The organism is Catellatospora tritici (assembly GCF_019083965.1).
Lineage (GTDB): Bacteria > Actinomycetota > Actinomycetes > Mycobacteriales > Micromonosporaceae > Catellatospora > Catellatospora tritici.
In genome coordinates this window covers 186,018-208,412 of the sequence record NZ_JAHRCY010000009.1, presented here as the reverse complement: position 1 = coordinate 208,412, position 22,395 = coordinate 186,018, and the positions used below count along the sequence as shown (strand labels likewise).

Genomic DNA, 22,395 nt, shown 5'->3' with positions numbered 1-22,395 from the left:
ACGTCTCCTGCAAGTGACGTGCTCTAAAAAAGGGTCTATATAGCAAAGCTCACGATTGCCACATGTCAGACTTTCACTCAGGAACGGGGGGACGCATGTATGCAACCGTACGTCGTTACGACGGGGTGACTGATCCTCGCGAGGCGGCGCGGCGCGTGAAAGAGGGGTTCGTCCCGATCATCAGCGCAGTTCCGGGCCTCCTCGCCTATTACTGGGTCGACGCCGGAAACGGCGTGATGGTGTCGACGAGCGTCTTTGAGAGTCTGGAAGGCGCGGAGGAGTCGAATAGGAGAGCCGCAGGTTGGGTGAAGGAGAATTTGGCGTCCCTGCTGCCGAACCCGCCCCAGATCACAGCCGGTGAGGTCGTCGCTCACCAGGCGGAGTGAGGGACCGCTGTCCGCGAAAGAGTAACCCCGGGCTTGAGCGGATTGTCGCTACCATGCCTCGATGGGTGATCTTGCTGATCGAGTGCCGATGGACCTCGCGGCCTACGAGCACCGAGTCCGCTCCGGAAGGTGCTTCATCTGCGCATTCCTCGCCGGTGAGCCCGGCTACGAGCACGAACTGGTCTACGACGATGGTGTCTACGCCGCATTCCTCAGCCGCTACCCGACCCAGCCTGGCTACACGCTGGTCGTTCCGTGTCGTCACGTCGAGGACGTGGTCCGCGACCTCGCGCCGGACGAGTATCTGGCGCTGCAGGCCGTGGTGCATCGAGTCGCCAGCGCGGTGGGAGAGGTGACGCAGCCGGAGCGTACGTACCTGCTGTCGCTGGGGTTTCGAACTGCTGGTGGTTAGGTGAGCTTTGGTGTGCTCCAGTGGTCGTTGGTGTGCTCGGTCCGGGGTGGTGCCTGGCTGGTGGTGGCCGGTGTTGTCGTACCCGGTGTCTAGCGTGTGCCGTGTGTCTGATGTGGCCGGTTGGGTGGTGGTGCAGGCGTATCGTTTCGCCCTCGACCCGACTCCGGCTCAGGACCGTGACCTGTACCGGCATGCCGGTGCGGGCCGGTTCGCGTTCAACTGGGCCCTGGCCGCGGTACGCGCCAACCTCGGCCAGCGCGCCGCCGAGCGCTCCTACGGCCTGACCGACGCTCAGCTGACCCCGGCGTTGGGTTGGACCCTGCCCGCGCTGCGCCGTGCCTGGAACGCGGCCAAGCCGCAGGTGGCGCCGTGGTGGGCGCAGTGCTCGAAGGAGGCGTACAACACCGGATTGGACGGCCTGGCGCGGGCGTTGGGCAACTGGTCGGCCTCGCGCAGTGGCCGCCGCGCCGGGCCCAGGGTCGGGTTTCCGCGGTTCAGGTCGCGTCGCCGGGTGGTGCCGTCGGTGCGGTTCACCACCGGCACGATCCGGGTCGAGGACACCCGCCACCATGTGGCCCTGCCGAGGTTGGGTCGGATCCGTACCCATGAGTCGACCCGCAAACTGGCCCGGCGTCTGTACGCGGGTACGGCCCGGATCCTGTCGGCCACCGTCCGGCATACCGGCGGGCGTTGGCATGTGTCGTTCACGGTAGACGTCACCCGCACCATCCGTACCCCCGCCCATCCGGGGCGGACCGTCGGTGTCGATGTCGGGGTCGCCAACCTGGCGGTGCTGTCGACCGGCCTGGTCGTGCCCAACCCCCGCCACCTGGCCGCCGCCGCCGCACGGCTGCGCGGCGCGGCCCGGACCCTGTCCCGCAGACAGGGACCCGACCGGCGCACCGGCCGGCAGCCGTCGCGGCGTTGGCGGCAGGCCAAGGCACGGCTGGCCCGCGCGCACGCCCGGGTCGCAAACCTGCGTACCGACGGCCTGCACAAACTCACCACCACCCTCGCCGCAACCTACGGCACCGTGGTCGTCGAGGACCTCAACATCAAGGGCATGATGGCCAACCGGCGCCTGGCCCGGCACATCGCCGACGCGGGCTGGGCCACCCTGCGGCGGCAACTGGAGTACAAGATCGCCTGGCGTGGTGGGCGGGTGGTCGTGGCCGACCGCTGGTTCGCCTCCTCGAAGACGTGTTCGTCCTGCGGCGCCGTGAAACCCAAACTGCCGCTGCGGGTACGGGCCTACACCTGCCACATCCACTGGCACGTGGTGCCGCTGCCGTCCGGGGTGCCATACGAGAAGCAGCAGTACCACGCGCTCATGGCCGAGAACGGCATCCTGGACTACAGCCCGGAACAGACGGCCGAGTTGGCGGCGCGAATCCGCTCCGCCCTTGGCTGAGAGATAGGCGACGACAGAGAGGCCCGGTTTAGAAAAGGGCCCGACGGTCAGCATCATCAAGACCGCGAAGAACAAGTAGAGGAACATGAACCCGCCGGTCAGCGGGGCAGCTTCTCAAAGAGTTCGTTCGGGGTGTCGTAATACTTCGTCGTGCGGCCCAGGTGGGTCATGCCGAGCCGCCGGCATACGGCCTGGGAGGCGTGGTTGTCGGGATCAGTGACCGCGAGGGCCTTCGGCAAACCCCGACTGAACGCGTCCTCGAGGACCACCTTCGCTGCTTCGGTGGCGTAGCCGTGTCCCCACGCGTCCGGATGTAGATGCCAGCCGATCTCGGCGTCCTTCGGGCCGCCGGAGGGTTCGCCGGCCGACAGCGGAATTGGCTTGAGCAGCATGTTTCCAATCCGCTGGCCGTCCGTGGCTGTGGTGATCACCCAGATTCCGTGGATCGGGTCGTCGATGGCGCGTCGGCGTGCGATCGAGGCGAGCGCGTCCTCGCGGGTGCGCATGGTCGTGGGATGCGCACCCAGGAAGCGCACGACCTCCCAGCGCGACTCGACATCCAGGAGGAAGTCGGCGTCGTCGTCGCGCCAGGGACGCAGCAGCAGGCGATCGCTGGTGATGATACGCACGCGACCGAATCTAGCCTGGGCCGAGCACGCGCCTTGGCCCGACTTCCCTCGCGCATCTGCTGCGAGCCGCACGGCCATCCGTACGGGCAGCTGCCAATCGCCACAACGAACCCGGCTCGTGCAGCGCAGGTCGTCATGCCCAGCGGCTCGACACCTTCGGACGTCCTGGCGTAGGACAGGCCGGACCTAACAGCCTCGATAGCATCAGCCCGGAGGGAGCGCCCGACCGCGGCACGGGCGACAGCCCGAGGTATGTCCGCGCCACTGCCTCAGCTCCGTGACCCAGCAGCCGGACCTACTCGAGGTCCTCAGGATCATGCGGTAGTTCGGTGGCGCACCAGGGGCAGTACCTGATCGCGATGAAAGACGAGCCGCCATCGTGGATGATCAGACCGTACCGGCCTGACTCTGGGTCATACCAGATCAGGTTGTCTGCGCAGTCGAACGGATCGGGATGGTCGTCGCAGCGATGCTCGGCGTTGGCCTTCATCATGTCGCAGCAGTGGATCACCGCCTGACTGTAATTCCCGGCGTCGACCAGCCAGAACGATGTTGCCCACAAGCCGTGGCGAGGGCGTTACCGTGAGCTGGTTCGGGCGGCAACTCATCGGCTACCGCGCTGCACAGGGGAGTACCGCTTGTACGTCATCGCCCACGTCAGTGACACCCACTTCGACGGCCGCGAGCGTAGCGCCGCCCGTGCCGCCAAGGTGATGGCCTACCTGGCCGCACTGCGCCGCCCCGCCGACCTCGTCCTGGTCACCGGCGACATCACCGACAACGGCCTGCCCGAGGAGTACGAGCAGGCCCGCGAGACCCTGTCCGCCGTATCCCCGCTGGTCACCCTCCCCGGCAACCACGACGACCGCGCCGCCTTCCGCGAGTTCCTGCTAGGCCAACCGCCCTCGGACGCTCCACTGAACCGTACGGTGCAGGCCGGTGCCGCGATCCTCGCCCTGTGCGACTCCACCATCCCCGGCCGCGACGACGGCGTACTCGCTCCCGAGACCCTCGACTGGCTGCGCACCGTCCTCGCCGACGCCGCCGGGGCACCCGTCCTGATCGCGTTCCACCACCCGCCCGCGGTGCTGCACGAACCGTTCATCGACAGCCTCCGCCAGTTCGACGCTCAGCCGCTGGCCGACCTCGTCGCCGGATACCCGAACGTGATCGCACTGCTCAGCGGCCACGCCCACACCGCCGCCACCACCGTATTCGCCGGACGCCCGCTCCTGATCGCCCCCGGCGTCGCGTCGACCCTGCGCCTGCCCTGGGAGCACGGCCCGCAACTGGACCACGAGGCACCGGTCGGGCTCGCCTTCCACGTCCTCGACGACGACCACCGGATCACCACGCACTACCGCGCGGTGCAGCCCTGAACCGCCCGCTCCTCGGCTGGTGGCCCGCAGCGGGATGAACCTCGGCGTGCCTACGCTCCTGACCATGGCCAACTCGCGAAAGTGGGCCGTCGTCGGCCACGGCGTCCGACCCGGCGGCAGCCGACGAGCCGACCGTCTAGGCCGGGACGGGTCGGCCCGGGTCGGTGGCGAGCTTCACCGCGATGAGCCCCAGCATCGAGCCGGTGACATACCGCTGGACCCGCAGCCAGCTCGGGCGGCGGGACAGGAACGCGGCGATCGTCCCCGCGGCGAGCACCAGTGCCGAGTTGACGGCGAGGCTGACGCAGATCTGCACGCTGCCGAGCTGGAGGCTCTGCAGCAGCAGGTGGCCCGCTGAGACGTCGATGAACTGCGGGATCAACGAGGCGTACATGATGGCGGCCTTCGGGTTGAGCAGGTTGGTGAGCAGGCCCATCAGGAACAGCCGGTGTGGCGGATGCGGCGGCAGTTCCACCGGGCTGAAGACGGAGGTGCCGCCGGGGCGGATCGCCTGCCACGCCAGGTAGGCGAGGTAGGCGGCTCCAGCGATCTTCACGCCGAGGTAGAGCTCCGGGACCGCTGTGAACAGCGCTGACAGTCCGAGCGCGGTGGCGACGATGTAGACGACGAAGCCGACCGCGACGCCCGCGAGGGAGATCAGGCCTGCCCGGCGTCCCTGGCCGATGCTGCGGGAGACGACGTACATCATGTTCGGGCCGGGGGTGAGCACCATGCCGAGCGCCACTGCGGCGACCCCGAGTGCCGCGCCAAAACTGATCATGGTGCGATCCTGTCAGCGAGGGGGAGCGCGTGTCGAAGGCCAATCACCAGGACGTGGCCGGACATCGGGTTCCTCGGTCGGTGCCCGTGGTGGGATGACAACCGTCTACGGCAGCGGTTGTGGTCGATGTCCAATCGCGACCGGATGTCGGCTGGGTGCTCCGTATCCAGGCTCCGGGCCATGGCCAATTCACGAAAGCGGGCGGTGGTGGCGGCCAGTGCGCTGGCTGTGGCCGTCAGCACGGTCGGATTCGCCGGCCCGGCCCAGGCGGCCTTCGATGACGGCTTCTCGGTGTCCGTGCCGAACGGCCGCGGTGCCCAAGGCTGAGGGGGCGCGATCACGGTGGTCGCCACGGCCACTGGGCTGCGGCTCAACCGGATCGTCCATCGTGCCCGGTCGAGTTTCCGAGCCCGGTGGCCGGGCCAGGTGTGCCCGGTCGGACGATCTTCATTGGTGATCTTCCCCGTAGGGTCGCGGAATCCGAAACGGGGAGAGAACCGTGACATATAGACGTCTCGCACTGATCGCGGGCGCCGCCCTCATGTTCGCAGCCGGGTGTTCGTCGCCCTCGGCGCCAGGCGACAACCAGGCCGATGGCAGCCCGAGCCCTTCGGCCGCCGCGGCGTACGAGCCGAAGGTGGGCAACTGCCTGAACGTCATCGGCGGCGACATCGAGAAGGTCGCCCAGGACCGGGAGGCCGACAAGGTCGTCGCCTGTACCGAGTCCCACGACCTGCAGATCGCCGGAGTCGGCACGCTGGGGTCGGGCATCGTGAGCGTCGAGGACGTCGACAAGGCCTACCTCGAATGCGACAAGATGGCGCGCAAGTTCCTCGGTGAGGACTGGCGCAACGGCAAGCTCGAAATCCAGGTCGTCCACGACAAGTCCGCCAACTCGTCCGACGGCCCGCGCTGGTGGGAGTGCGACCTGATCCCGTACCACGCCCTCGGCTCCCCGGCCTCCACCGACCAGGACATGTCGGGCAAGATCCCGGCGAAGCTGCGGTACACCTGCCAGACCATGACCGAGGCCAACAACGAGATCGTCGACATCCACGACGTCGCCTGCTCCACGGCACACCAGGCCGAGTACGCGGGCGCGGTGGTCATGCCGGTCGGCACCAAGTACCCGGCCGACGAGGCGACCTGGAAGCCGGTCCACAACAGCTGCGCGGCGGTGGTCGCCGCGTATGTCGGGGTGTCGAAGTCGTCGTCCAAGCTGTATTACTACGGCGATGTGATGCGTGGTGAGAGCGACTGGTCGAAGCGACGTGACGTGCGCTGCTTCGTCTACTTCTGGCCCAAGAACATGACCGGCTCGGCCAAGGGCACCAAGGGCAAGGGCGTGCCCTGGTAGAGCCACACCGCCGTTCGGCAGGGCCGCCATGCACACGGCCCTGCCGGTATGTCCGACATGCAGTTTCGGGGAAACTGCACGAATCTTGGCCCGAATTCCAGCACATTCCCCGAAACTGCAGCTGATCATGTGCGCGACGCGGGCAGGCGGCGGGCGGCGGGCGGCGGGCGGGCGGCGGGCCGGGCGGTGACAGGTGGTGGTATGGACCGCGGGGGCCTACGCTGGGCACGTGGCCAAGGCGGTGCTGGAGCATGAATGGCGGGTCGACGCGGCGCTGGACGACGTGTTCCGGCACCTGGCCGACCCCAACAGCTATATCGGGTTGTCCCCGCTGGTGGTGACCGTCCGCGACGTGAAGATGGCCGTCGACGAACGCGACCGCCCGGTCCTCGACTACATCGCCGTCGAGCGCTTCAAGTTCCTCAAGAAGCTGCGCTGGGACAACCCCATCAAGGTCCGCATGCGTACGCTGCCCGACCAGTCGAAGCTGGCCCAGAGCGTGAAGAGCCCCGGCGGCGTGCGGCTGGAGTCCACGGTCGAGCTGGTTCCCGACGGCGACGGCACCCGCATCCTGGAGCGGCTGGACCTGTCGATGCCCGCCCCGCTGAAGGGTTTCGTCACCGGCCAGGCCCGCTCGGTGCAGCTGTTTCGCGCCGCCGAGCTGGCCCGCCGGATGGCGCGTTCCTGAGTCAGCGCTCGGCCGCGTGCGCCAGCAGGGCGGCCACGTGCGGGTCGTCGCTGCTCGCGGACAGGTCGTCGGCGTACACCGCGACGAGCCGGTCGCCGTCGGACAGCGTGTCGCGTAGCTTCCGCCAGCCCCACAGGTTGTGGTGCGGCAGGTCGGTGCAGGCCTCGGCGGGGGCGAGTTCGGCCAGCGCCGCGTCGAGCTGTGCCGGGGTGAGCTGGTGCGACGCGCTGCCGGCGACATGCCCGCACAGGGCCGCGACGACCACCGCGGGCAGCAGGCCCGAGCCGACGTTGACGTGCGCGAACTCGACCCGGTCACCGACGAGCTGCCCGAGGCCGAACGCGGCCGGCGGCTCGTACCCGGGGATGGCGTCTTCGCGCTGCCTGCGGGCCGCGTTGATGTCCTCGACCGTGCGCCACTGCTCGCTCATGCGCCGATGATCGCACGCTACGGTGCGAGCAGCGGTATGCGGTCGAGCACGCGCCAGCTGTAGTACACGAGGTCGCCACGATGCTGCGTCACGTCCACGAGGTGCACCTGCCGGACGGTCATCGGCGCGTGGCTGGGCCGCACGCGGGTGCGCAGCGTGGACTGCACCTCGCCGGAGTCGCCGCTGCCGGTGGCGTAGGCCAGGGTCACGTGGCCGGGCATGGCGTCGTACGCCAGTGCGCCGGGGCCGAACAGCTCGCCGATGACCTTGCGGGTCAGCGTGTACACGGTGTGCAGGGGCTGGCCGGGCAGGTCGCCGTCGAGGTCGAGTCCGACCGTGGTCGACCCGGCCAGCGGTGACCCGGCGCTCAACGTGAACGCGGGCAGGCCGCCGAGGGCGACGCGCAGGCGGGCGGCGAACTCGGCCCGGGTGGCTGCGTCGACGGTGGCGGCGGGCACGCCCATCACCGGGGCGACGGTGGCGTGCAGCCAGGGTGTCGGCACGGGCTTGATGAAGTCGTACGCGGACAGCACCTGACCGCAGTCGTCGACCAGCCGCGCCAGGTCCAGGTCGTGATCCAGGTCGGGCAGCAGGTAGACGTGCAGCAGGCTGAAGCCGTCGGGCCAGGTCCGCTTGCGGGTCAGGAACCGCTTCATCGTCCGGATCACTGACCGAGCGGGGGCTGCCACAGCTCGATGCGGTTGCCCTCGACGTCGTACGCCCAGCCGAACCGTCCGAACTCGCCGTCCTCGACCTCGTCGACGACCTTGACCCCGGCGGCGCGCAGCTGCGCCAGCATCGCGCCGAGGTCGTCGACGCGGAAGTTGAGCATGAACGGCTGCTCGGTGCTGCCGAAGTAGTCGCTGTCGGCTTCGAACACCGACCAGGTGGTGGAGCCGCCCGCCTGCCAGAAGAACTTGTGGCCGCCCCACGCGGAGACGTCGATGCCCAGGTGGTCGCGGTACCAGTTCCGCATGGCGTCGGCGTCGCGGGCGCGCAGGAACACGCCACCGATACCCGTCACTCGCTGCATTCGGACAGTGTGCCAGAAGGTATACGGAAATCCAGGCATTCTGGATCTTCGCGGGTGCTCGACGCGGCGTCGTGGCGGGAGCATGATGCTGGCATGCTTCGTTCGATCATCGGCGGTGCCCCGGCCGACGCCACCGCGCGTGTCGTGGACAGCCGCAACCCGGCGGATCTCGCCGACGTCGTCGCGCAGGTCGGGTTGGGCGAGCCCGCCGAGGTGGTCGCGGCCGCGCGGGCGGCGCACGCGGCCCAGCGGGCCTGGGCCGACGTGCCCGCACCGGTACGCGGACAGGTCGTCGCCAGCGTCGGCGCCCTGGTCGAGGCGAACGCCGAAGCGCTGGCGCGCCTGGTCACCCGCGAGATCGGCAAGCCGCTGGCCGAGGCGCGCGGCGAGGTCCAGGAGATCGTGGACACCTGCCGCTTCTTCCTCGGCGAGGGCCGCCGCCTCTACGGCCAGACCGTGCCGTCGGAGATGCCCGACAAGCAGCTGTTCACCTTCCGCGAGCCGGTCGGCACCGCGATGATCATCACGGCGGGCAACTTCCCGGTCGCCGTACCGTCCTGGTATCTGGTGCCCGCGCTGCTGTGCGGCAACACGGTCGTCTGGAAGCCCGCCGTGTACGCCGCCGCCAGCGCCGACGCGCTCTACCAGCTGTTCGCCCGCGCGGGCCTGCCCGCAGGCGTCCTCAACATCGTGCACGCCGACGGCCCGCAGACCTTCGCCGGACTGCGCACCTCACTGGAGCAGGGCCTGGTGCAGAAGGTCGGCTTCACCGGCTCCACCGAGGTCGGCCGGGCCATCGGCGAGCTGTGCGGCCGCCACCTGCAGACGCCCTGCCTGGAGCTGGGCGGCAAGAACCCGATGGTCGTCACCGAGGACGCCGACCTGGACCTGGCCGTCGAAGGCGCGCTGTTCGCCGGGTTCGGCACCGCCGGGCAGCGCTGCACCTCGCTGGGCACCGCGATCGTGCACGAGTCGGTGCACGCCGAGTTCCTGCGCCGGTTCACCGCGGCCGTCGACGCCGCCGCGATCGGCGACCCGACCCGCGACGTGCTGTACGGCCCGCTGCTCGACGAGCGCTTCGCGACCTCCTACGAGGGCCACCTCAAGTCGATCACCGACACCCAGCGCGTCCTCGGCCCGACCGGGCGCGTCACCGCCACCAACCCGCGCCCCGGGTTCGTCGGCGACCCCGAGCGCGGGCTCTTCTACCACCCTGCCGTCGTTGACGGCGTACGCCCCGGCGACGCGATCTTCGACGAGGAGACGTTCGGCCCGATCGTCGGCGTCACCACCTACCGCAGCCTCGACGAGGCGATCGAGCTGGCCAACGCCCCCGGGTACGGCCTGTCCAGCGCGATCTACACCACCGACCCGGGCAAGGCGTTCGCGTTCCGGCGCGGCATCGGCGCGGGCATGGTCAGCGTCAACAACTCCACCTCCGGCGCCGAGGCGCACCTGCCGTTCGGCGGCAACGGCCGCTCCGGCAACGGCAGCCGCCAGTCCGGCATGTGGGTGCTGGACCAGTTCACCCGCTGGCAGTCGATGAACTGGGACTACTCCGGCCGCCTCCAGAAAGCCCAGATGGACGTCGCCACCATCACCCCCGACCTCACCTTCCGCCTCTGAGAGATAAGGAAGGGCCCCTTCTTATCGTTATCTGATGTAGAAGGGCCCCTTCCTAACGCCGTCAGGCGGGCGGCGCCGTCGGTCGGGCGGCGTCGCCAGGCGGGCGGCGCGGTGAGGCTGGCGGCGGGGTCAGGCGGCGACGGTGTCGAGGTCGTGCAGGCCCTTGAAGGTGTCGGTCTGGATGGCGTCGTCGGGGACGGCGGCGATGCGCAACTGCTCGGCGGCGGCGGCAACGAAGCTGTCCGAACCGGCCACCAGATACGCGGCGGGCGGTTCGATCAGGGCCACCTCGGCCAACTTCGCCGCGAGCTCGGCCCGGCCGACGCGGTGGTACGCGATCGGCATCTGCGCGAACTCGGCCGCGTACAGGTGGTGCTCGCGGGCGGCGTGCACCAGCGCCACGGGCGTGCTCGGCTGGTGGGCGCGCAGGTGGCGCAGGATCGACCGGAACGGCGTCACGCCGATGCCGCCGCCGACCAGCACCAGCGGCCGGGCCGCGTCGTCAGGCAGCCGCAGATGTCCGCCGATGCCGAACACCTGCATCGGCGCACCCGGCGCCAGTGCCCGGAAGTGCTGCTGGAATGGCGAGTTCGACGAGTGGTCCAGGGTGAACCACACCTCGTCGTCGCCGGGCGCCGAGGCGAACGAGATCTCCCGCACCGGCTTGGTGAACCGGCGCAGCAGCTGCGGGAAGAACAGGTGACCGTACTCGCCGGGGCGGAAGTCCAGCCGACCCTCCGGGCGGAACCGGTAGGTGTGCACGTCACCGTACTCGTGGGCACTGCCGATCAGGTGCAGCCGGGGCATGCGTACCTCGTCTCTGAACGGGATGTCGCGCACATCTTCGCAGAAACCCACTGGGGCAGCCGACCCCAGGCGGCGACGATGGGCGGGTGGAGTTCCCGACCTCACCCGAGCATCCCGCCCCCGGCGCACCCACCCTGGCCTGGCTCGCCCGCGTGCTGCCCGGCCCGGTGACGGCCGTCGTCGCGCTCAAGGGCGGCATCGCCAGCAGCGTCAGCGCCGTGCACACCGCCGAGGCGAGCTACGTGCTGCGGCTGTGGTCGCGGCCGGGCTGGGCGGACGACCCACCGGTCTTCACCGCGTACGACGAGATGCGCGCCCTGACCATGCTGGAGGGCAGCGGCCTGCCCGTGCCCCGGCTGGTCGACGCCGACCCGGGCGCGGCCGAGTGCGAGTTTCCCGCCCTGCTGATGACATGGCTGCCCGGCGTCATGCTGCACAGCGTCACCCATCGCGCCGACGGGGCCGAGGAACTGACGCCCGACCTGCTGCGCCAGCTCGTCGAGGCGGGCAACGTGCTGCATGCCCTGGCCGGTTTCGGGTTGCCGGACTGGCAGCCGTACACCGACCTGAGCCGCCTCGCGCCGCCCCCCGCCAGCACCAGGCCCCGACTGTGGCACGACGCCATCGCGGCGGCCGCCCGACCGGCACCAGCCGGCGCACCGGGCGTGTTCCTGCATCGTGACTTCCATCCGGGCAACACGCTGTGGCGCGACGGCCGCCTGACCGGCATCGTCGACTGGACCAACTCCTCCCGTGGCACCCCCGGCTACGACTTCGGCTACCTGCGCGCCAACCTGCTGCTCGCGTACGGGCAGACCGCCGCCGACGCCCTGCTGCCCATGCTGGACGAGCACGACCCGCACGCCGACCTGCTCGCCTTCTTCGACATGTACGACAACGATGCGCCACCCGGCCCACTTGACCTGCTCGAGCCGTACCTGCACAGCCTGCTGCGCTCCTAGCCCGCACCCTCCTTTCGTTGATCTCAGCATCAGCGTTCTCACAGCTTGGCGCCGTTGAGAACGGAGACAGGGTGTCGACGGAGGGAAGTGATGGGTGGATGAACGGGTTCTGGCGGGAACGGTTGCGGGCTGATCTGCCCGCTTCTCTGGTGGTGGTCCTGGTCGCGTTGCCGCTGTCGCTGGGCATCGCGGTGGCGTCCGGGGCGCCGGTGATCGCGGGCCTGATCAGCGCGGTCGTCGGTGGCATCGTCGCGGGCGTGCTCGGCGGCTCGGTGGTGCAGGTCAGCGGCCCGGCGGCCGGGCTGACCCTGATCGTGGCGCAGACGGTCGCCACGTTCGGCTGGCGCGGCGCGTGCGCGATCACCGTCGCGGCGGGTCTGCTCCAGCTGCTGCTCGGAGCGTCGAGGGTGGCCCGCGCCGCGCTGGCGGTGTCTCCGGCGGTGGTGCACGGCATGCTCGCCGGGGTCGGCGCCGTGATCGTCCTGTCGCAGGTGCACGTGCTGCTCGGCGACGCGCCGCAGGCCTCGGCGCTGGCCAACCTGAAGGCGCTGCCGCGCGAGCTGATGCACAACCACACCACGGCCGTACTGATCGGGGTGCTCACGCTCGTGGTCCTGGCGCTGTGGCGCTACGTTCCGGCGCTGCCCAAGGTGATTCCGGCGCCGCTGGCGGCGATCGTGGTCGGCACGGCCACCGCCGTGGTGACCGGCTGGCCGGTGCGGCGGGTGGAGATACCGGACGACATCCTGTCCTTCGAGGCCGGGCCGCAGTGGCCGGGCGGCCCGCTGCACGCCGCGCTGGCCGCGGTCGGCGCGATCGCGATGGTGGCCAGCGTCGAGTCGCTGCTGTGCGCGGTCGCGGTCGACCGCATGCACTCCGGCCCGCGGGTCAATCTGGACCGCGAGCTGTGCGGGCAGGGTGCGGCGAACATGGTCGCCGGGGCGCTGGGCGGCCTGCCGGTGGCCGGGGTGATCGTCCGGTCCTCGACGAACGTACGCGCCGGAGCCCGCTCGCGGCTGTCCACGGTGCTGCACGGCGTCTGGATCCTGGTGCTGGTCGTCGCGGCGGTGCCGGTGATCGAGCTGATCCCGCTGCCCGCCCTGGCGGCGCTGCTGGTCTACACCGGTGTGCAGATGGTCAACCTCACCCACGCCCAGCAGGTGCACCAGCACCGGGAGACCCCGGTCTACCTGCTGACCCTGCTGTCGGTCGTGGTGCTGGGCCTGTTCGAAGGCGTCCTTATCGGTATGGCCTGCGCGCTGCTGCTGTCGGCGTGGCGCCTCACCCACGCCACGGTGCGTGCCTACCTCGACGGGCAGGGCTGGCACGTGCTGGTCGAGGGCTCGGTGACGTTCCTGGCGGTGCCGCGGCTGAGCCGGGAACTGGCCCGCATCCCTGCGGCGACGGTGGTGTCGGTCGAGCTCAACGCCGACTTCATGGACCACGCGGCGGTGACCGCGCTGCACGACTGGCTGGTCGGCCACGAGCGCGGCGGCGGCACCGTCGAGGTGCACGAACTGCACCACGACTGGTACGCGGGCGCCGTCACCGGCCAGCGGCCCCCGGCCCGCAAGCTGCACCCGACCGCGTGGTGGCTGCCCCGCATCCACCGTACGGCCGCGCCCGACTCGGCCGAGACCGACCCGGCGGCCGACGCGGCATCGGCGGGCGGTGCCAAGGAGCGGCTGGTACGCGGCGCGCGCATGTTCCACCACCACGCCGCCCGGCGCATCGCCCCGCTGCTGGCCGACCTGGCCCGCACCGGACAGCAGCCGACACAGCTCTTCCTCACCTGCTCGGACTCACGCGTCGTGCCCAGCCTGATCACCGCGACCGGCCCCGGCGACCTGTTCGTGGTGCGCAACGTCGGCAACCTGGTGCCTCGCTCCGAGGACGGCGACGCCGATCCCAGCGTCGGCGCGGCGGTCGACTTCGCGCTGAACGTGCTGCAGGTGCGGACCATCACCGTGTGCGGCCACTCCGGCTGCGGCGCGCTGGCCGCGTTGCTGCGGCCGGTGACGCATCCGGCGCCGATGCCGCACCTGGGCCGTTGGTTGCGGCATGCCCGGCCGAGTCTGACCCGGGTCGAGTCGGCCCCGCCGTCCGATGCCGACCACCTGACCCGGCTCTGCCAGACCAACGTGGTGCAGCAACTGGAGCACCTGGCCACCTACCCGGCGGTGTGGGAACGGGTCGCCGACGGGCGGTTGGAACTTGTCGGCATGTACTTCGACCTGGCCACCAGCCGGGTGCACCTGCTCGGCCCGGACCACACGTTCACGGCGGTGGACACCCCGAGCCGGGTGTGAACGCCCTGGGGCGGCCCCCGACCGGGCCGCCCCGTCCCTGTCGAGATGCTGACGGCCGCCTAGGCACGGCGACGGTCCGCGCCCACGATGAGGGCCACCGCGCGAGGGCGCGGGCCTGCCCGGTGAGGGGAGTCCGGCGATGATCCGTACGACGCGTGTCCCGATCGGTCTGGCCACGGTGTGCGCACTGCTGCTGGCCTTCTCCGCGCCGGCATCGGCGGTGCCCACCCGGGGACCGCTGCCGTGCCTGGCTCCCACCTCGTCCGACCTGCTGGACGAGGGCGCGGTCCTCAAGTCGAGCCTGGGTACGTACCGCATCACCACCGCCCACTCCTACTGGTCGGTCGTGGCGACCCGCGGCTCGCAGGGCTACGACTCCGACATCGTGCTGCACGATCCGACGAGCTGCCCGCTGAACTCCAGCACCCTTGGCGGGTTCTCGCCCGCCGACTGGGTCGCTTTCGACAACAACGCCGGCCGCCTGCCGATCGGGACGTACGCCACCCGCGTCAACGGTCACCCCGGCAACACCAGTCCGGTCAAGTATCTCGTGCAGTTCGTCCAGGGTGACCAGACCCTGTCGACGACCACGACCGCCTTCCAGCCCGTCGGCACCGGCTACGGCGACTGGATCGTCGACATCCGCGACGTCTACCTGTCCGCGGGCACGCCCTACACCTTCACCGTGAGTGGCGGGCTGTCCGCCCTGTACGTGCTGGGCAGCAGCGCGGGCGCGCCGGGCGGTTGGAGCAAGACCGCCGCCACGGCGGACTTCTCGCTGACCCTGCCGGGCACCGACCTGTACACGCCGCAGACCGGCACGCTCGCCGTCACCCCCGCGCAGTCGGGCTGGTATGCCGCGCTGTTCGTCCGCAACGGCTGGTGGGGCGCCCCGGTGTCGGCACGGATCACCTCGCCCTAGCGGTGACTGCCGCCGACTGGGTGCAGGTCGTGCCCGTCAGCGCAGGACGAGCAGGTCGAGCGTGTCGATCACCGGGCCGTCCTCGGTCTCGCAGGCGCGGTGCAGCCGCGCCAGTCCGGCCGCGTACTCCGCGTCGGTGATCAGCTGAAGTGGCGTGTGCGCCTCCCGGCGCAGGTTGGCCGTCAGTTCGCGCAGCGACGGGCCGGTGATCTGAGGCACCGGCTCGAACGCGATCGTGGACATGCCGACCGTGGCGAAAGCGGCTTCGACCTCTTCGACAGTGGGGAAGGTGTCCAGGACGCGGACGGCCTCGGGGAAGAAGCGGAACAGCGCGATCGCCTCGTGACGCCCGGGGAACGCCGAGCGGATCAGCACCTGGCCGCCGGGGCGCAGCACGCGGCGCAGCTCCCGCGCGGCGGCGGTCAGGTCAGGCACGTGGTGGATGATCGTCGACAGCCAGGCCGCGTCGACGTGGTCGTCGTCCAGCGGGATGTCGGCCGCGTCTCCGGGCAGCACTCCCGGATGCCGACAGCGTGCGCGCATGGCCGCGGCGGGTTCCACGGCGATGACCTCCATGGCGGGGTACCAGGTGGTGAAGGCTCGCGCCCACATTCCGGTGCCGGCGCCCAGGTCGAGCAGGCGGTCGTGCGGGCCGGTGCGCAGGTGCCGGTCCACCGCCGCACGCCAGGCGGCCAGCCCGTGGTCGGAGAGGTGGCGGGAGGTCTCGAACGCCGCCGCGTCCTTGCCGTCGTAGGCGATGCGTGCCATACGTCGACCCAACCGCTTCCGCGACGCTGTGACAAGGATGGATGTCGAGATTCACAGGCCGCGCACGCTCAGGGCCGAGCGACCCCGGCGAGTGCTTCGGCGAAGCGGGCGGCCGGGCCGGTGCGGGCGTCGCGGTCGCGCAGCGCGGCGTATACGGCGCGTACCGGGGGATCGCGCAGTTCGCAGACGGTCACATCGGCCCGTATCGCCGGGACCAGCAGGCCGGGCACCAGGCAGACTCCGAACCCGGCGGCGACGAAGGCAAGCTTACCCATCCAGCCGCCGGTCTCGATCTCCACGCGCGGGGTGAACCCGGCACGGCCGCAGGCGCTGGTCAGCACCGCCGCCGCGCCCGCGTAGTCCTCGACCCACGCCTCGTCGGCGAGGTCGGCCAGGTCGACCGGGCCCCTCCCGGCCAGCCGGTGGGTGCGCGGCAGCGCCAGGTACAGCCGGTCGTCGAGCAGGTGCAGCACGCGTACGCCGTCGAGCACGGGCAGGCCGGGTGGGTAGTCGGTGACCACGACCAGGTCGAGCTTGCCGTCGCGCAGGCGGGGCAGCAGCCGGGGGGTGACCCCTTCGGCGAAGCTGACCCGCACGCCAGGGTCGGTCGCGGCGTACGCGGTCAGGGCGCGGGGGAGCAGGTGCCCGACCGCGGTGGGCACCGCCCCGACGCGCAGCCGCGCGGGCTGCCGGGTCCGGGCGGCCGCCACCTCCTCGGTGGCCTGCTCGACCCGGGCCAGGATCGCCGCCGCGTGGGCCAGCAGCGCCTCCCCGGCCTCGGTCGGCTGCACGCCCCGGGCGTGCCGTTGCAGCAACGGCCCCCGCAGGGCTGCCTCCAGCGTCGCGAGCTGCCGCGACACCGCCGACTGGGTGTAGCCCAGGGCCTGCGCGGCGGCGCTGATCGAGCCCTGCTGGCATACCTCGTGGAACGAGCGCAGCGCGGTGAGGTCCATCCGGGCAGCCTAATCAGCCATGCGAGACACGCATGGCTCGGATGACATACGTGCGCTACTGCGATGACCCGTGACCGGCCACAATCGTGGAGTCGATCTGGAAAGGACCCGACATGTCCCACGTCGTACGCATACCGGCCCCCGACGGCCTGGCCGGTTCCCCCAACTACAGCCACGTCGTGTACGGCACCGGCCGCCTGGTCGCCGTCGCCGGGCAGGTCGCCTTCGACGAGGGCGGCGAGCTCGTGGGTGCGGGCGACCCGCTCGCGCAGACGCGCCAGATCTTCGCCAACCTCGGCACCGCACTGGCCGCCGCCGGGGCGACCTTCGCCGACGTGGTGAAACTCGGCTACTTCGTCACCGACGTGGCCTACCTGTCCGCGATCCGGGACGTACGGGCCGAGGTGATGGGGTCGCACCTGCCCGCCAGCACCGCCGTGCAGGTGGCGGCGCTGTTCCGACCGGACCTGCTGCTGGAGATCGAGGCGTGGGCGATCGTGCCGGCGGACCGGGCATGAGAGTCGCCGTCTGCGGGCTTGGCCGCATGGGTACGGCGTTCGCCGGGGTGCTCCTGGACGCCGGGCACGACGTGGTGGTGTGGAACCGTACCGCCGGGCGGGCCGCCGACCTGGTGGCGCGCGGTGCGACCGAGGCGCCGACCGCAGCCGCGGCCGCGGCGGGCGCGGACCTGGTCGTGCTGATGGTGTTCGACGGCCCGGCGAGCGAGCAGGCGCTGTTCGCCCCGGACGGGATCACGGCCGGGGCGGCCGCGGGCACCCTGCTCGTGAACGCGAGCACCGTCGGGCCCGACGAGTCGTCCGGTCTGGCCTCGCGTGTCGTCGCCACCGGACTGCGCTACCTGGAGGCGCCGGTGCTCGGCTCGGTGCCCGCGGTGCTGGCCGGGTCGCTGACCGTGCTCACGGGTGGCGACGTGGCTGACGCGGCCGAGGCGGCGCCGGTGCTGGCGGCCTGGTCGCACGCGGGTCGCTGTCGCCACGCCGGGCCGGTCGGCGCGGCGACGGCCCTCAAGCTGGTCGCGAATCTGGCCCTGGGTGTGGTCGCGGCGGGCATGCGCGACGCGGTGAGCCTGGGCGAGGACTTCGGGCTGCCCCGCGAGCTGGTGCTGGACACACTGGCGTCAGGCGCGTTCGAACGCGTCGCCGGGCGTAGTCGCGCCCGGCTCGGCGCGCAGGACTACGCCGGGGCGCCGTTCACACTGGCGGCGCTGGACAAGGACCTACGGCTGGCGACCGGGTACGCGCACCGCCCGCTGCCGGTCGCCGCGGCCGCCGCGGCCGTGACCTCGGCCGGGGTGGCCGGGGGCGACGGGGACTGCGACATCGCGGTGCTGGGCCGGGGCACGCCCGGCTGAGTGGCACATCGCACCGGGGATCACATCTTCGCGACGTATCCTTCGGTGCGATGGACACCTGCACCGCACCCGCGCTTACCGCGTTCCTCGCCGCGTTCCTGGGGGACTGGCCCGACCGCGACGGGCTGACCGTCGTCGGCACCGACCTGCGTACCCGCCCCGGCTGGGACGGCCGGGTCCACGACGTGATCGGGGTGTCGTGCCCCGGCGGCGGGGTGCTGTCGGTGGCTCCGGACGTGGCGGAGGGGGTGCGTGGCGCCGTACGCGACTGGGCGGATGTCCCCGCGCACCTGCCCGCCGCCCTCGGCCGCCCCGAGGCCCGCGTCTTCGCCGGGGTCTTCCGGTGGACCACCGCACCCACCGAGCTGCCCGACGCCGGGATCTGGGTGCCCGCCACCGACCCACGCCTGCCGGAGTGGCTGCGCCCGTTCGGCGGCGAAGCGCTGGTCGCCTTCGACGACGAGGGTCGCTATGCCGCCGGGGTCGGCGTCAAACGGCACAACCCCGCCGGAATGGAGATCTCCGTCGGCACCGACGAGGCTCACCGCGGCCGCGGCCTGGCCTCGCGCCTGACCGCCCAGGCCGCCCGCTGGATCCTCTCCCACGGCGCCGTCCCGATCTACCTGCACGACCCGGCCAACACCGCCTCCGACCGCACCGCCCTGGCCGCAGGCTTCCCCAACCAGGGCTGGCAGATCCACGGCCTCTTCCAACCCCCACCCACCCCCTAACCCCACCCACTCCCCAACCCCCCGCAGCGCCGTCGCCGCGGCGTGCGCGATCAGGCTGCAGTTTCGGGGAAACTGCAGGAATCTTGGCCGCCGTTCGTGCAGTTTCCCCGAAACTGCACGGCGCTCGAGGCGAGGGCGCGCGAGGGCGTGGGCGCAGGGTGTGGGGAACGGGCGGTGGGGTGGGTGGTCAGCGGGGATCATGGCGGTGTGGTGAGTGAGCTCGACCGGGTGGCCGACGCGCTGTACGCGGCGCCGCCGGACGGTTTCGTGGCGGCCCGCGACGCCGCCGTCGCCGAAGCGAGAGCCGCGGGCAGGGCCAAGGACGCCACCGCGCTCGGGCGGTTGCGCAAGCCCACCGTCGGCGCCTGGCTGGTCAACCGGCTCGCCCTCACCCGTCCCGCCGTGATCGGGCAGCTCACCGACCTTGCCGAGCAGCTGCGGCAGGCTCAGCGTGAACTGGCGGGTGACCGCGTACGCACCCTGTCGGCCCGCCGCAAGGACCTGCTCGCGGACCTGGTCGCCCAGGCGGCCGAGCTGGCAGTCCAGGCCCAGCCGGACACTCCCGCGGCCCGCCTGCCGCTGTCGGAGGCCGAGGACTCCCTGGCCGCGGCCCTGGCCGAGCCGGACGTCGCCGAGCAGGTCCGCACCGGACGGCTGCTGCGGGCGGTCTCGTACACCGGCTTCGGTTTCGGCGCGGCCCTGCCGGACCATCCGTCAGCCGCAGCGGAGGTTGGTGCTGACGTCGAGGCCACGGACGTCGAACCGGCGGCCGCCACCTCGGCGGGCAACGTCATCGACATCAACCGGCGCGGGAGGTCCTCGACCAGGCGGGACGCCGACGCCGCATCGCCAACGGCGGCGGGCGCGAACCGGCGGGCGCCCGAGCAGTCGGCTCGGTCGGCACAGCAGGCAGCTCGCGGACGGCAGCCCGCGCGCGCGACGGCGGGCGCCCCGGCAGCGGACCGGGAGGCACCGGTGCGCAAGGCCGCGCGGGACGAGTTGGCGGACCGGCGGCGCAGGTCCGAAGAGGAGAAGCGGGCGCGCGTGGCCGCGCGGCAGGAGCTCGCCGCGGCCCAGGCGGAGTTGGCCGCGGCGGCTGACCGGCTCGGTGCGGCTGATCGGGCGCGGCAGGCGGCCTCGGCGGAGCTGTCGGAGATCGAGGAAGCCCTGCTCGCCCTGGCCGAGCGGCGCGAGCAGGCCCGTGCGGAGTCGGTACGGGCCAAAGCCGAGCACAGTGCCGCCCGCCGTGCCCTGGTCGCCGCCGAACGCAGGCTCACCAAGGCGGAGGCCACCTGATGGCACAGCCCGGACGCTGCGTCGCGCACCGTCCGGGCCGCTCCTCCGCGCACTGCTCCGGGCCCCCAGGCCGAGCAGGCGTATGTTTCTTACATGAATCAATACTGAAATTGCAACCGTAGATGTGCTCTTGTCTTAACACGGTAGACGTTTTAACCTAACCGCACGGCACACGATCCCAGGCGGGCGTTGGCGACTCCCCGAAGTCCCGGCGCCCGCTTTGCCGTCTCGGCCACCGGGTCGCACGCTGTCGGGATCGGATGTCCATTGCGGTCCGGCGAAATCACCCGGTCGAGTGGCGCCCACCGACGCGCAAGGGCGCTGTCGCAACGCCGTCGCAGCTCTGGTCGATGTGGACAGCACCGGGCACACTCGGTCGCAAATACGCTCAGTAGTTTCATCGTCTACTGGTTGACACCGCTAGGGCTCATCTATATATGCTGCTCGCGCGCGGACAACCAACAGTTTGGATTGGCCGACAAAAGCAAACTGTCGGTTGTGTCGGTGTGCTTCCACGTCCTGTCCGGGGCGTTGCGGGCCCGGGGCCGGTCAGGCGCCGTCTCGCGTGTCCCACCCATCGAGCTGGAGGCGACGATGACCCAGACCCCGACAGCACCACCGACCGACGCCAGCCTGTACGAGCTCATCGGCGGCGCCCCCGCCGTCCGCGAGGCGGTGTCCCGGCTCTACACCTACCTGCTCGCCGACGAGCACCTGCGCGGCTACTTCGACGGCGTGGACGTGGCCACCCTCAAGGGCCACATGGCCCAACTGCTGACCTTCGTGCTCGGCGGACCGGGGACGTACCCGGTGGAGCGGCTGCAGCCCGCGCACGCCCGACTGGACATCAGCGGCGAGCACTTCGACCGCACCGCGCAGTACGTCGCGGGCGTGCTGTTCGAGCTGCACGTGCCGATGGACATCATCCTGCAGATCGGGGAGATCCTCGGCGGGGTCCGGCCGCTGATCGTGGCGGCCGCCTGACCATGGACACCGCCCGGTTGCAGCGCAGTTTCGCCACGGTCCAGGCTCACGGGGACCGGGCGGCGCAGCACTTCTACGCCTACCTGTTCGTGGCGTACCCGGAGCTGCGCGACATGTTCCCGATCTCCATGGCCGCCCAGCGCGACAAGCTGCTGCAGGCTCTGGGCCACATCGTGTCGCATGTCGACCGCCTCGACCGGGCGGCGCCCTACCTGGAGAGTCTGGGCCGCGACCACCGCAAGTTCTCGGTGGTGGGCTCGCACTACGGGCAGATCGGCCAGGCGCTGCTGGCCACCCTGGAGCACTTCCTCGGCGACGCGTGGACCCCGGAGCTGGCCCACGACTGGGTCGCGGCGTACGACCTGGTGTCCTCGACGATGATGCGCGCGGCCGAGCACGCCTCGCGCAGCCAGCCCGCCTGGTGGACGGCGGACGTGCTCGAGCACGAGCTGCGGGGGCCGGACCTGGCCGTGTTCACGGTCCGCCCGACGATGCCGCTGCCGTACTGGCCGGGGCAGTCACTGTCGCTGGAGTGCCCGCTGCGGCCACGGGTGTGGCGCTACTTCTCGCCCGCCAACACCCCGCGCGCCGACGGGACGATCGAGTTCCACGTCCGGGCGTACCGGGGCGGGCAGCTGAGCCCGGCGCTGGTGTACCAGTTGCGCGAGGGCGACCAGATCCGGCTCGGCGCCGCCGTGGGCGACCGCCTCACCCTGCTGCCGGGCGGAGGCCGCGACCTGCTGCTCATCGCGGGCGGCACCGGCCTGGCGCCGCTGCGGGCGCTGGTCGAGCAGGTGGAGGTCGAGACGGGGTCGGGGGTGCCGGTGCGCGGCGTGGAGCTGTACGTCGGCGCCCGTACCGACGCCGACCTGTACGACCTGGACACGCTGCGCGGGCTGCAGGCGGCGCACCGCTGGCTGTCCGTGGTGACGGTGTCCGGGGGCCGCGACGACGTGGTGTCCGCCGCGCTGAGCGCGGGCAAGCTGAACGATCTGGAGATCTACGCGTGCGGTCCGCCGGCGATGGTGGCCGCCGCGCGCGAGGACCTGGCGGCGGCGGGGGTGCCGGTCGACCGGGTGCATGTGGAGGAGTACGACGGCACGCGTTACCGACCATCCACCGCCGGCGCGGGTTACTCCGCGGCGACCCGTTAGAGAGC

At 71.3% G+C, this 22,395-nt stretch carries 26 protein-coding genes; 17 read left to right on the top strand and 9 right to left on the bottom strand.

Translation table 11 applies throughout. The annotated features are described in order from the left end of the window. The first annotated feature begins 95 nt into the window (after positions 1 to 95). The 3 genes from KUA19_RS21820 (at position 96) to tnpB (ending at position 2,209) form a co-directional block, all read left to right on the top strand. A complete protein-coding gene (locus tag KUA19_RS21820) occupies positions 96 to 386 on the top strand; it encodes a hypothetical protein (protein ID WP_217398358.1) in 291 nt (96 codons plus the stop codon). A 61-nt stretch (positions 387 to 447) separates the two neighbouring features. Beyond that, a complete protein-coding gene (locus KUA19_RS21815) occupies positions 448 to 798 on the top strand; it encodes an HIT family protein (RefSeq protein WP_217398356.1) in 351 nt (116 codons plus the stop codon). Positions 799 to 901: 103 nt separating this feature from the next. Next, positions 902 to 2,209 carry an IS607 family element RNA-guided endonuclease TnpB gene (tnpB, locus tag KUA19_RS21810; protein ID WP_217398354.1) on the top strand — a complete coding sequence of 436 codons (1,308 nt, stop codon included), beginning with the start codon at positions 902 to 904 and terminating at the stop codon, positions 2,207 to 2,209. Between the two features lie 98 nt (positions 2,210 to 2,307). Here tnpB and KUA19_RS21805 read toward each other — a convergent pair whose 3' ends face one another. Together KUA19_RS21805 and KUA19_RS21800 are read right to left on the bottom strand one after the other, a co-directional pair. Continuing rightward, a complete protein-coding gene (locus KUA19_RS21805; protein ID WP_217398352.1) occupies positions 2,308 to 2,838 on the bottom strand; it encodes a GNAT family N-acetyltransferase in 531 nt (176 codons plus the stop codon). Positions 2,839 to 3,133: 295 nt separating this feature from the next. Then, a complete protein-coding gene (locus KUA19_RS21800; RefSeq protein WP_308167566.1) occupies positions 3,134 to 3,349 on the bottom strand; it encodes a DUF6980 family protein in 216 nt (71 codons plus the stop codon). A gap of 127 nt (positions 3,350 to 3,476) precedes the next feature. Between KUA19_RS21800 and KUA19_RS21795 the strand changes: the two genes are divergently transcribed. Beyond that, positions 3,477 to 4,217, top strand: coding sequence for a metallophosphoesterase (locus KUA19_RS21795; RefSeq protein ID WP_217398350.1), 741 nt, complete (start codon positions 3,477 to 3,479; stop codon positions 4,215 to 4,217). Between the two features lie 136 nt (positions 4,218 to 4,353). On the opposite strand, the gene KUA19_RS21790 is transcribed toward KUA19_RS21795, so the two are convergent. Beyond that, entirely contained in the window at positions 4,354 to 4,998 is a 645-nt protein-coding gene (locus KUA19_RS21790; RefSeq protein WP_217398348.1) for a LysE family translocator, read from the bottom strand. A 180-nt stretch (positions 4,999 to 5,178) separates the two neighbouring features. Here KUA19_RS21790 and KUA19_RS21785 point away from each other — a divergent pair, with 180 nt between their 5' ends. The 3 genes from KUA19_RS21785 (at position 5,179) to KUA19_RS21775 (ending at position 7,043) form a co-directional block, all read left to right on the top strand. Beyond that, a complete protein-coding gene (locus tag KUA19_RS21785) occupies positions 5,179 to 5,325 on the top strand; it encodes a hypothetical protein (RefSeq protein ID WP_217398346.1) in 147 nt (48 codons plus the stop codon). Between the two features lie 172 nt (positions 5,326 to 5,497). Then, a complete protein-coding gene (locus tag KUA19_RS42990; RefSeq protein WP_217398344.1) occupies positions 5,498 to 6,355 on the top strand; it encodes a septum formation family protein in 858 nt (285 codons plus the stop codon). A 229-nt stretch (positions 6,356 to 6,584) separates the two neighbouring features. Then, positions 6,585 to 7,043: an SRPBCC family protein gene (locus KUA19_RS21775; protein ID WP_308167565.1), complete on the top strand. Its 459-nt coding sequence runs from the start codon at positions 6,585 to 6,587 to the stop codon at positions 7,041 to 7,043. A 1-nt stretch (position 7,044) separates the two neighbouring features. Here the strand turns inward: KUA19_RS21775 and KUA19_RS21770 are convergent, their stop codons facing one another. The 3 genes from KUA19_RS21770 to KUA19_RS21760 are packed head-to-tail and all read right to left on the bottom strand — an operon-like array spanning position 7,045 to position 8,506. Beyond that, a complete protein-coding gene (locus tag KUA19_RS21770) occupies positions 7,045 to 7,473 on the bottom strand; it encodes a hypothetical protein (RefSeq protein WP_217398342.1) in 429 nt (142 codons plus the stop codon). 17 nt (positions 7,474 to 7,490) lie between these two features. Continuing rightward, the gene (locus tag KUA19_RS21765) at positions 7,491 to 8,129 is read right to left on the bottom strand and encodes a hypothetical protein (protein ID WP_217398340.1); all 639 of its coding nucleotides are present in this window, start codon (positions 8,127 to 8,129) and stop codon (positions 7,491 to 7,493) included. An 8-nt stretch (positions 8,130 to 8,137) separates the two neighbouring features. Further along, positions 8,138 to 8,506 carry a VOC family protein gene (locus KUA19_RS21760; RefSeq protein ID WP_217398338.1) on the bottom strand — a complete coding sequence of 123 codons (369 nt, stop codon included), beginning with the start codon at positions 8,504 to 8,506 and terminating at the stop codon, positions 8,138 to 8,140. A gap of 93 nt (positions 8,507 to 8,599) precedes the next feature. Here KUA19_RS21760 and KUA19_RS21755 point away from each other — a divergent pair, with 93 nt between their 5' ends. Next, positions 8,600 to 10,132 carry an aldehyde dehydrogenase family protein gene (locus tag KUA19_RS21755; protein WP_217398336.1) on the top strand — a complete coding sequence of 511 codons (1,533 nt, stop codon included), beginning with the start codon at positions 8,600 to 8,602 and terminating at the stop codon, positions 10,130 to 10,132. A 129-nt stretch (positions 10,133 to 10,261) separates the two neighbouring features. Here the strand turns inward: KUA19_RS21755 and KUA19_RS21750 are convergent, their stop codons facing one another. Then, complete coding sequence (locus tag KUA19_RS21750) at positions 10,262 to 10,939, bottom strand: FAD-dependent oxidoreductase (protein ID WP_217398335.1); 678 nt, start codon at positions 10,937 to 10,939, stop codon at positions 10,262 to 10,264. A gap of 86 nt (positions 10,940 to 11,025) precedes the next feature. Between KUA19_RS21750 and KUA19_RS21745 the strand changes: the two genes are divergently transcribed. The 3 genes from KUA19_RS21745 to KUA19_RS21735 all read left to right on the top strand — a co-directional run bounded on the left by KUA19_RS21745 (position 11,026) and on the right by KUA19_RS21735 (position 15,132). After that, positions 11,026 to 11,901, top strand: a complete 876-nt coding sequence (locus KUA19_RS21745) for an aminoglycoside phosphotransferase family protein (RefSeq protein ID WP_217398333.1) — start codon at positions 11,026 to 11,028, stop codon at positions 11,899 to 11,901. 98 nt (positions 11,902 to 11,999) lie between these two features. After that, positions 12,000 to 14,210, top strand: a complete 2,211-nt coding sequence (locus KUA19_RS21740; RefSeq protein ID WP_217398332.1) for a SulP family inorganic anion transporter — start codon at positions 12,000 to 12,002, stop codon at positions 14,208 to 14,210. 139 nt (positions 14,211 to 14,349) lie between these two features. Further along, positions 14,350 to 15,132, top strand: coding sequence for a hypothetical protein (locus KUA19_RS21735; RefSeq protein WP_217398331.1), 783 nt, complete (start codon positions 14,350 to 14,352; stop codon positions 15,130 to 15,132). A gap of 36 nt (positions 15,133 to 15,168) precedes the next feature. Here KUA19_RS21735 and KUA19_RS21730 read toward each other — a convergent pair whose 3' ends face one another. Together KUA19_RS21730 and KUA19_RS44020 are read right to left on the bottom strand one after the other, a co-directional pair. Next, a complete protein-coding gene (locus tag KUA19_RS21730; protein ID WP_217398330.1) occupies positions 15,169 to 15,900 on the bottom strand; it encodes a class I SAM-dependent methyltransferase in 732 nt (243 codons plus the stop codon). Between the two features lie 68 nt (positions 15,901 to 15,968). Then, the gene (locus KUA19_RS44020; protein ID WP_217398329.1) at positions 15,969 to 16,853 is read right to left on the bottom strand and encodes a LysR family transcriptional regulator; all 885 of its coding nucleotides are present in this window, start codon (positions 16,851 to 16,853) and stop codon (positions 15,969 to 15,971) included. A gap of 113 nt (positions 16,854 to 16,966) precedes the next feature. On the opposite strand from KUA19_RS44020, the gene KUA19_RS21720 reads away from it, so the two are divergent. The 6 genes from KUA19_RS21720 to KUA19_RS21695 all read left to right on the top strand — a co-directional run bounded on the left by KUA19_RS21720 (position 16,967) and on the right by KUA19_RS21695 (position 22,390). Beyond that, complete coding sequence (locus KUA19_RS21720; protein WP_217398328.1) at positions 16,967 to 17,371, top strand: RidA family protein; 405 nt, start codon at positions 16,967 to 16,969, stop codon at positions 17,369 to 17,371. After that, a complete protein-coding gene (locus tag KUA19_RS21715) occupies positions 17,368 to 18,225 on the top strand; it encodes an NAD(P)-dependent oxidoreductase (protein WP_217398327.1) in 858 nt (285 codons plus the stop codon). The genes KUA19_RS21720 and KUA19_RS21715 overlap by 4 nt, the downstream gene beginning before the upstream one ends. 50 nt (positions 18,226 to 18,275) lie before the next feature. Continuing rightward, positions 18,276 to 18,956, top strand: a complete 681-nt coding sequence (locus KUA19_RS21710) for a GNAT family N-acetyltransferase (protein WP_217398325.1) — start codon at positions 18,276 to 18,278, stop codon at positions 18,954 to 18,956. A gap of 210 nt (positions 18,957 to 19,166) precedes the next feature. Further along, positions 19,167 to 20,252: a coiled-coil domain-containing protein gene (locus KUA19_RS21705; protein ID WP_217398323.1), complete on the top strand. Its 1,086-nt coding sequence runs from the start codon at positions 19,167 to 19,169 to the stop codon at positions 20,250 to 20,252. 594 nt (positions 20,253 to 20,846) lie between these two features. Further along, entirely contained in the window at positions 20,847 to 21,236 is a 390-nt protein-coding gene (locus KUA19_RS21700) for a group I truncated hemoglobin (protein WP_217398321.1), read from the top strand. Positions 21,237 to 21,238: 2 nt separating this feature from the next. Continuing rightward, positions 21,239 to 22,390 carry a globin domain-containing protein gene (locus KUA19_RS21695; RefSeq protein WP_217398320.1) on the top strand — a complete coding sequence of 384 codons (1,152 nt, stop codon included), beginning with the start codon at positions 21,239 to 21,241 and terminating at the stop codon, positions 22,388 to 22,390. The last annotated feature ends 5 nt before the right edge of the window (positions 22,391 to 22,395 follow it).

What these genes read in the sequence shown, in the direction of transcription:
- KUA19_RS21740 (WP_217398332.1), top strand. Translation starts at nt 12,000, where the DNA reads ATGAACGGGTTCTGGCGGGAACGGTTGCGGGCTGATCTGCCCGCTTCT.
- KUA19_RS21720 (WP_217398328.1), top strand. Translation starts at nt 16,967, where the DNA reads ATGTCCCACGTCGTACGCATACCGGCCCCCGACGGCCTGGCCGGTTCC.
- KUA19_RS21715 (WP_217398327.1), top strand. Translation starts at nt 17,368, where the DNA reads ATGAGAGTCGCCGTCTGCGGGCTTGGCCGCATGGGTACGGCGTTCGCC.
- KUA19_RS21760 (WP_217398338.1), bottom strand. Translation starts at nt 8,506, where the DNA reads ATGCAGCGAGTGACGGGTATCGGTGGCGTGTTCCTGCGCGCCCGCGAC.
- KUA19_RS21695 (WP_217398320.1), top strand. Translation starts at nt 21,239, where the DNA reads ATGGACACCGCCCGGTTGCAGCGCAGTTTCGCCACGGTCCAGGCTCAC.
- KUA19_RS21755 (WP_217398336.1), top strand. Translation starts at nt 8,600, where the DNA reads ATGCTTCGTTCGATCATCGGCGGTGCCCCGGCCGACGCCACCGCGCGT.
- KUA19_RS21700 (WP_217398321.1), top strand. Translation starts at nt 20,847, where the DNA reads ATGACCCAGACCCCGACAGCACCACCGACCGACGCCAGCCTGTACGAG.
- KUA19_RS21765 (WP_217398340.1), bottom strand. Translation starts at nt 8,129, where the DNA reads ATGAAGCGGTTCCTGACCCGCAAGCGGACCTGGCCCGACGGCTTCAGC.
- KUA19_RS21735 (WP_217398331.1), top strand. Translation starts at nt 14,350, where the DNA reads ATGATCCGTACGACGCGTGTCCCGATCGGTCTGGCCACGGTGTGCGCA.
- KUA19_RS21770 (WP_217398342.1), bottom strand. Translation starts at nt 7,473, where the DNA reads ATGAGCGAGCAGTGGCGCACGGTCGAGGACATCAACGCGGCCCGCAGG.
- KUA19_RS21710 (WP_217398325.1), top strand. Translation starts at nt 18,276, where the DNA reads ATGGACACCTGCACCGCACCCGCGCTTACCGCGTTCCTCGCCGCGTTC.
- KUA19_RS21750 (WP_217398335.1), bottom strand. Translation starts at nt 10,939, where the DNA reads ATGCCCCGGCTGCACCTGATCGGCAGTGCCCACGAGTACGGTGACGTG.
- KUA19_RS21820 (WP_217398358.1), top strand. Translation starts at nt 96, where the DNA reads ATGTATGCAACCGTACGTCGTTACGACGGGGTGACTGATCCTCGCGAG.
- KUA19_RS21730 (WP_217398330.1), bottom strand. Translation starts at nt 15,900, where the DNA reads ATGGCACGCATCGCCTACGACGGCAAGGACGCGGCGGCGTTCGAGACC.
- KUA19_RS44020 (WP_217398329.1), bottom strand. Translation starts at nt 16,853, where the DNA reads ATGGACCTCACCGCGCTGCGCTCGTTCCACGAGGTATGCCAGCAGGGC.
- KUA19_RS21815 (WP_217398356.1), top strand. Translation starts at nt 448, where the DNA reads ATGGGTGATCTTGCTGATCGAGTGCCGATGGACCTCGCGGCCTACGAG.
- KUA19_RS21785 (WP_217398346.1), top strand. Translation starts at nt 5,179, where the DNA reads ATGGCCAATTCACGAAAGCGGGCGGTGGTGGCGGCCAGTGCGCTGGCT.
- KUA19_RS21790 (WP_217398348.1), bottom strand. Translation starts at nt 4,998, where the DNA reads ATGATCAGTTTTGGCGCGGCACTCGGGGTCGCCGCAGTGGCGCTCGGC.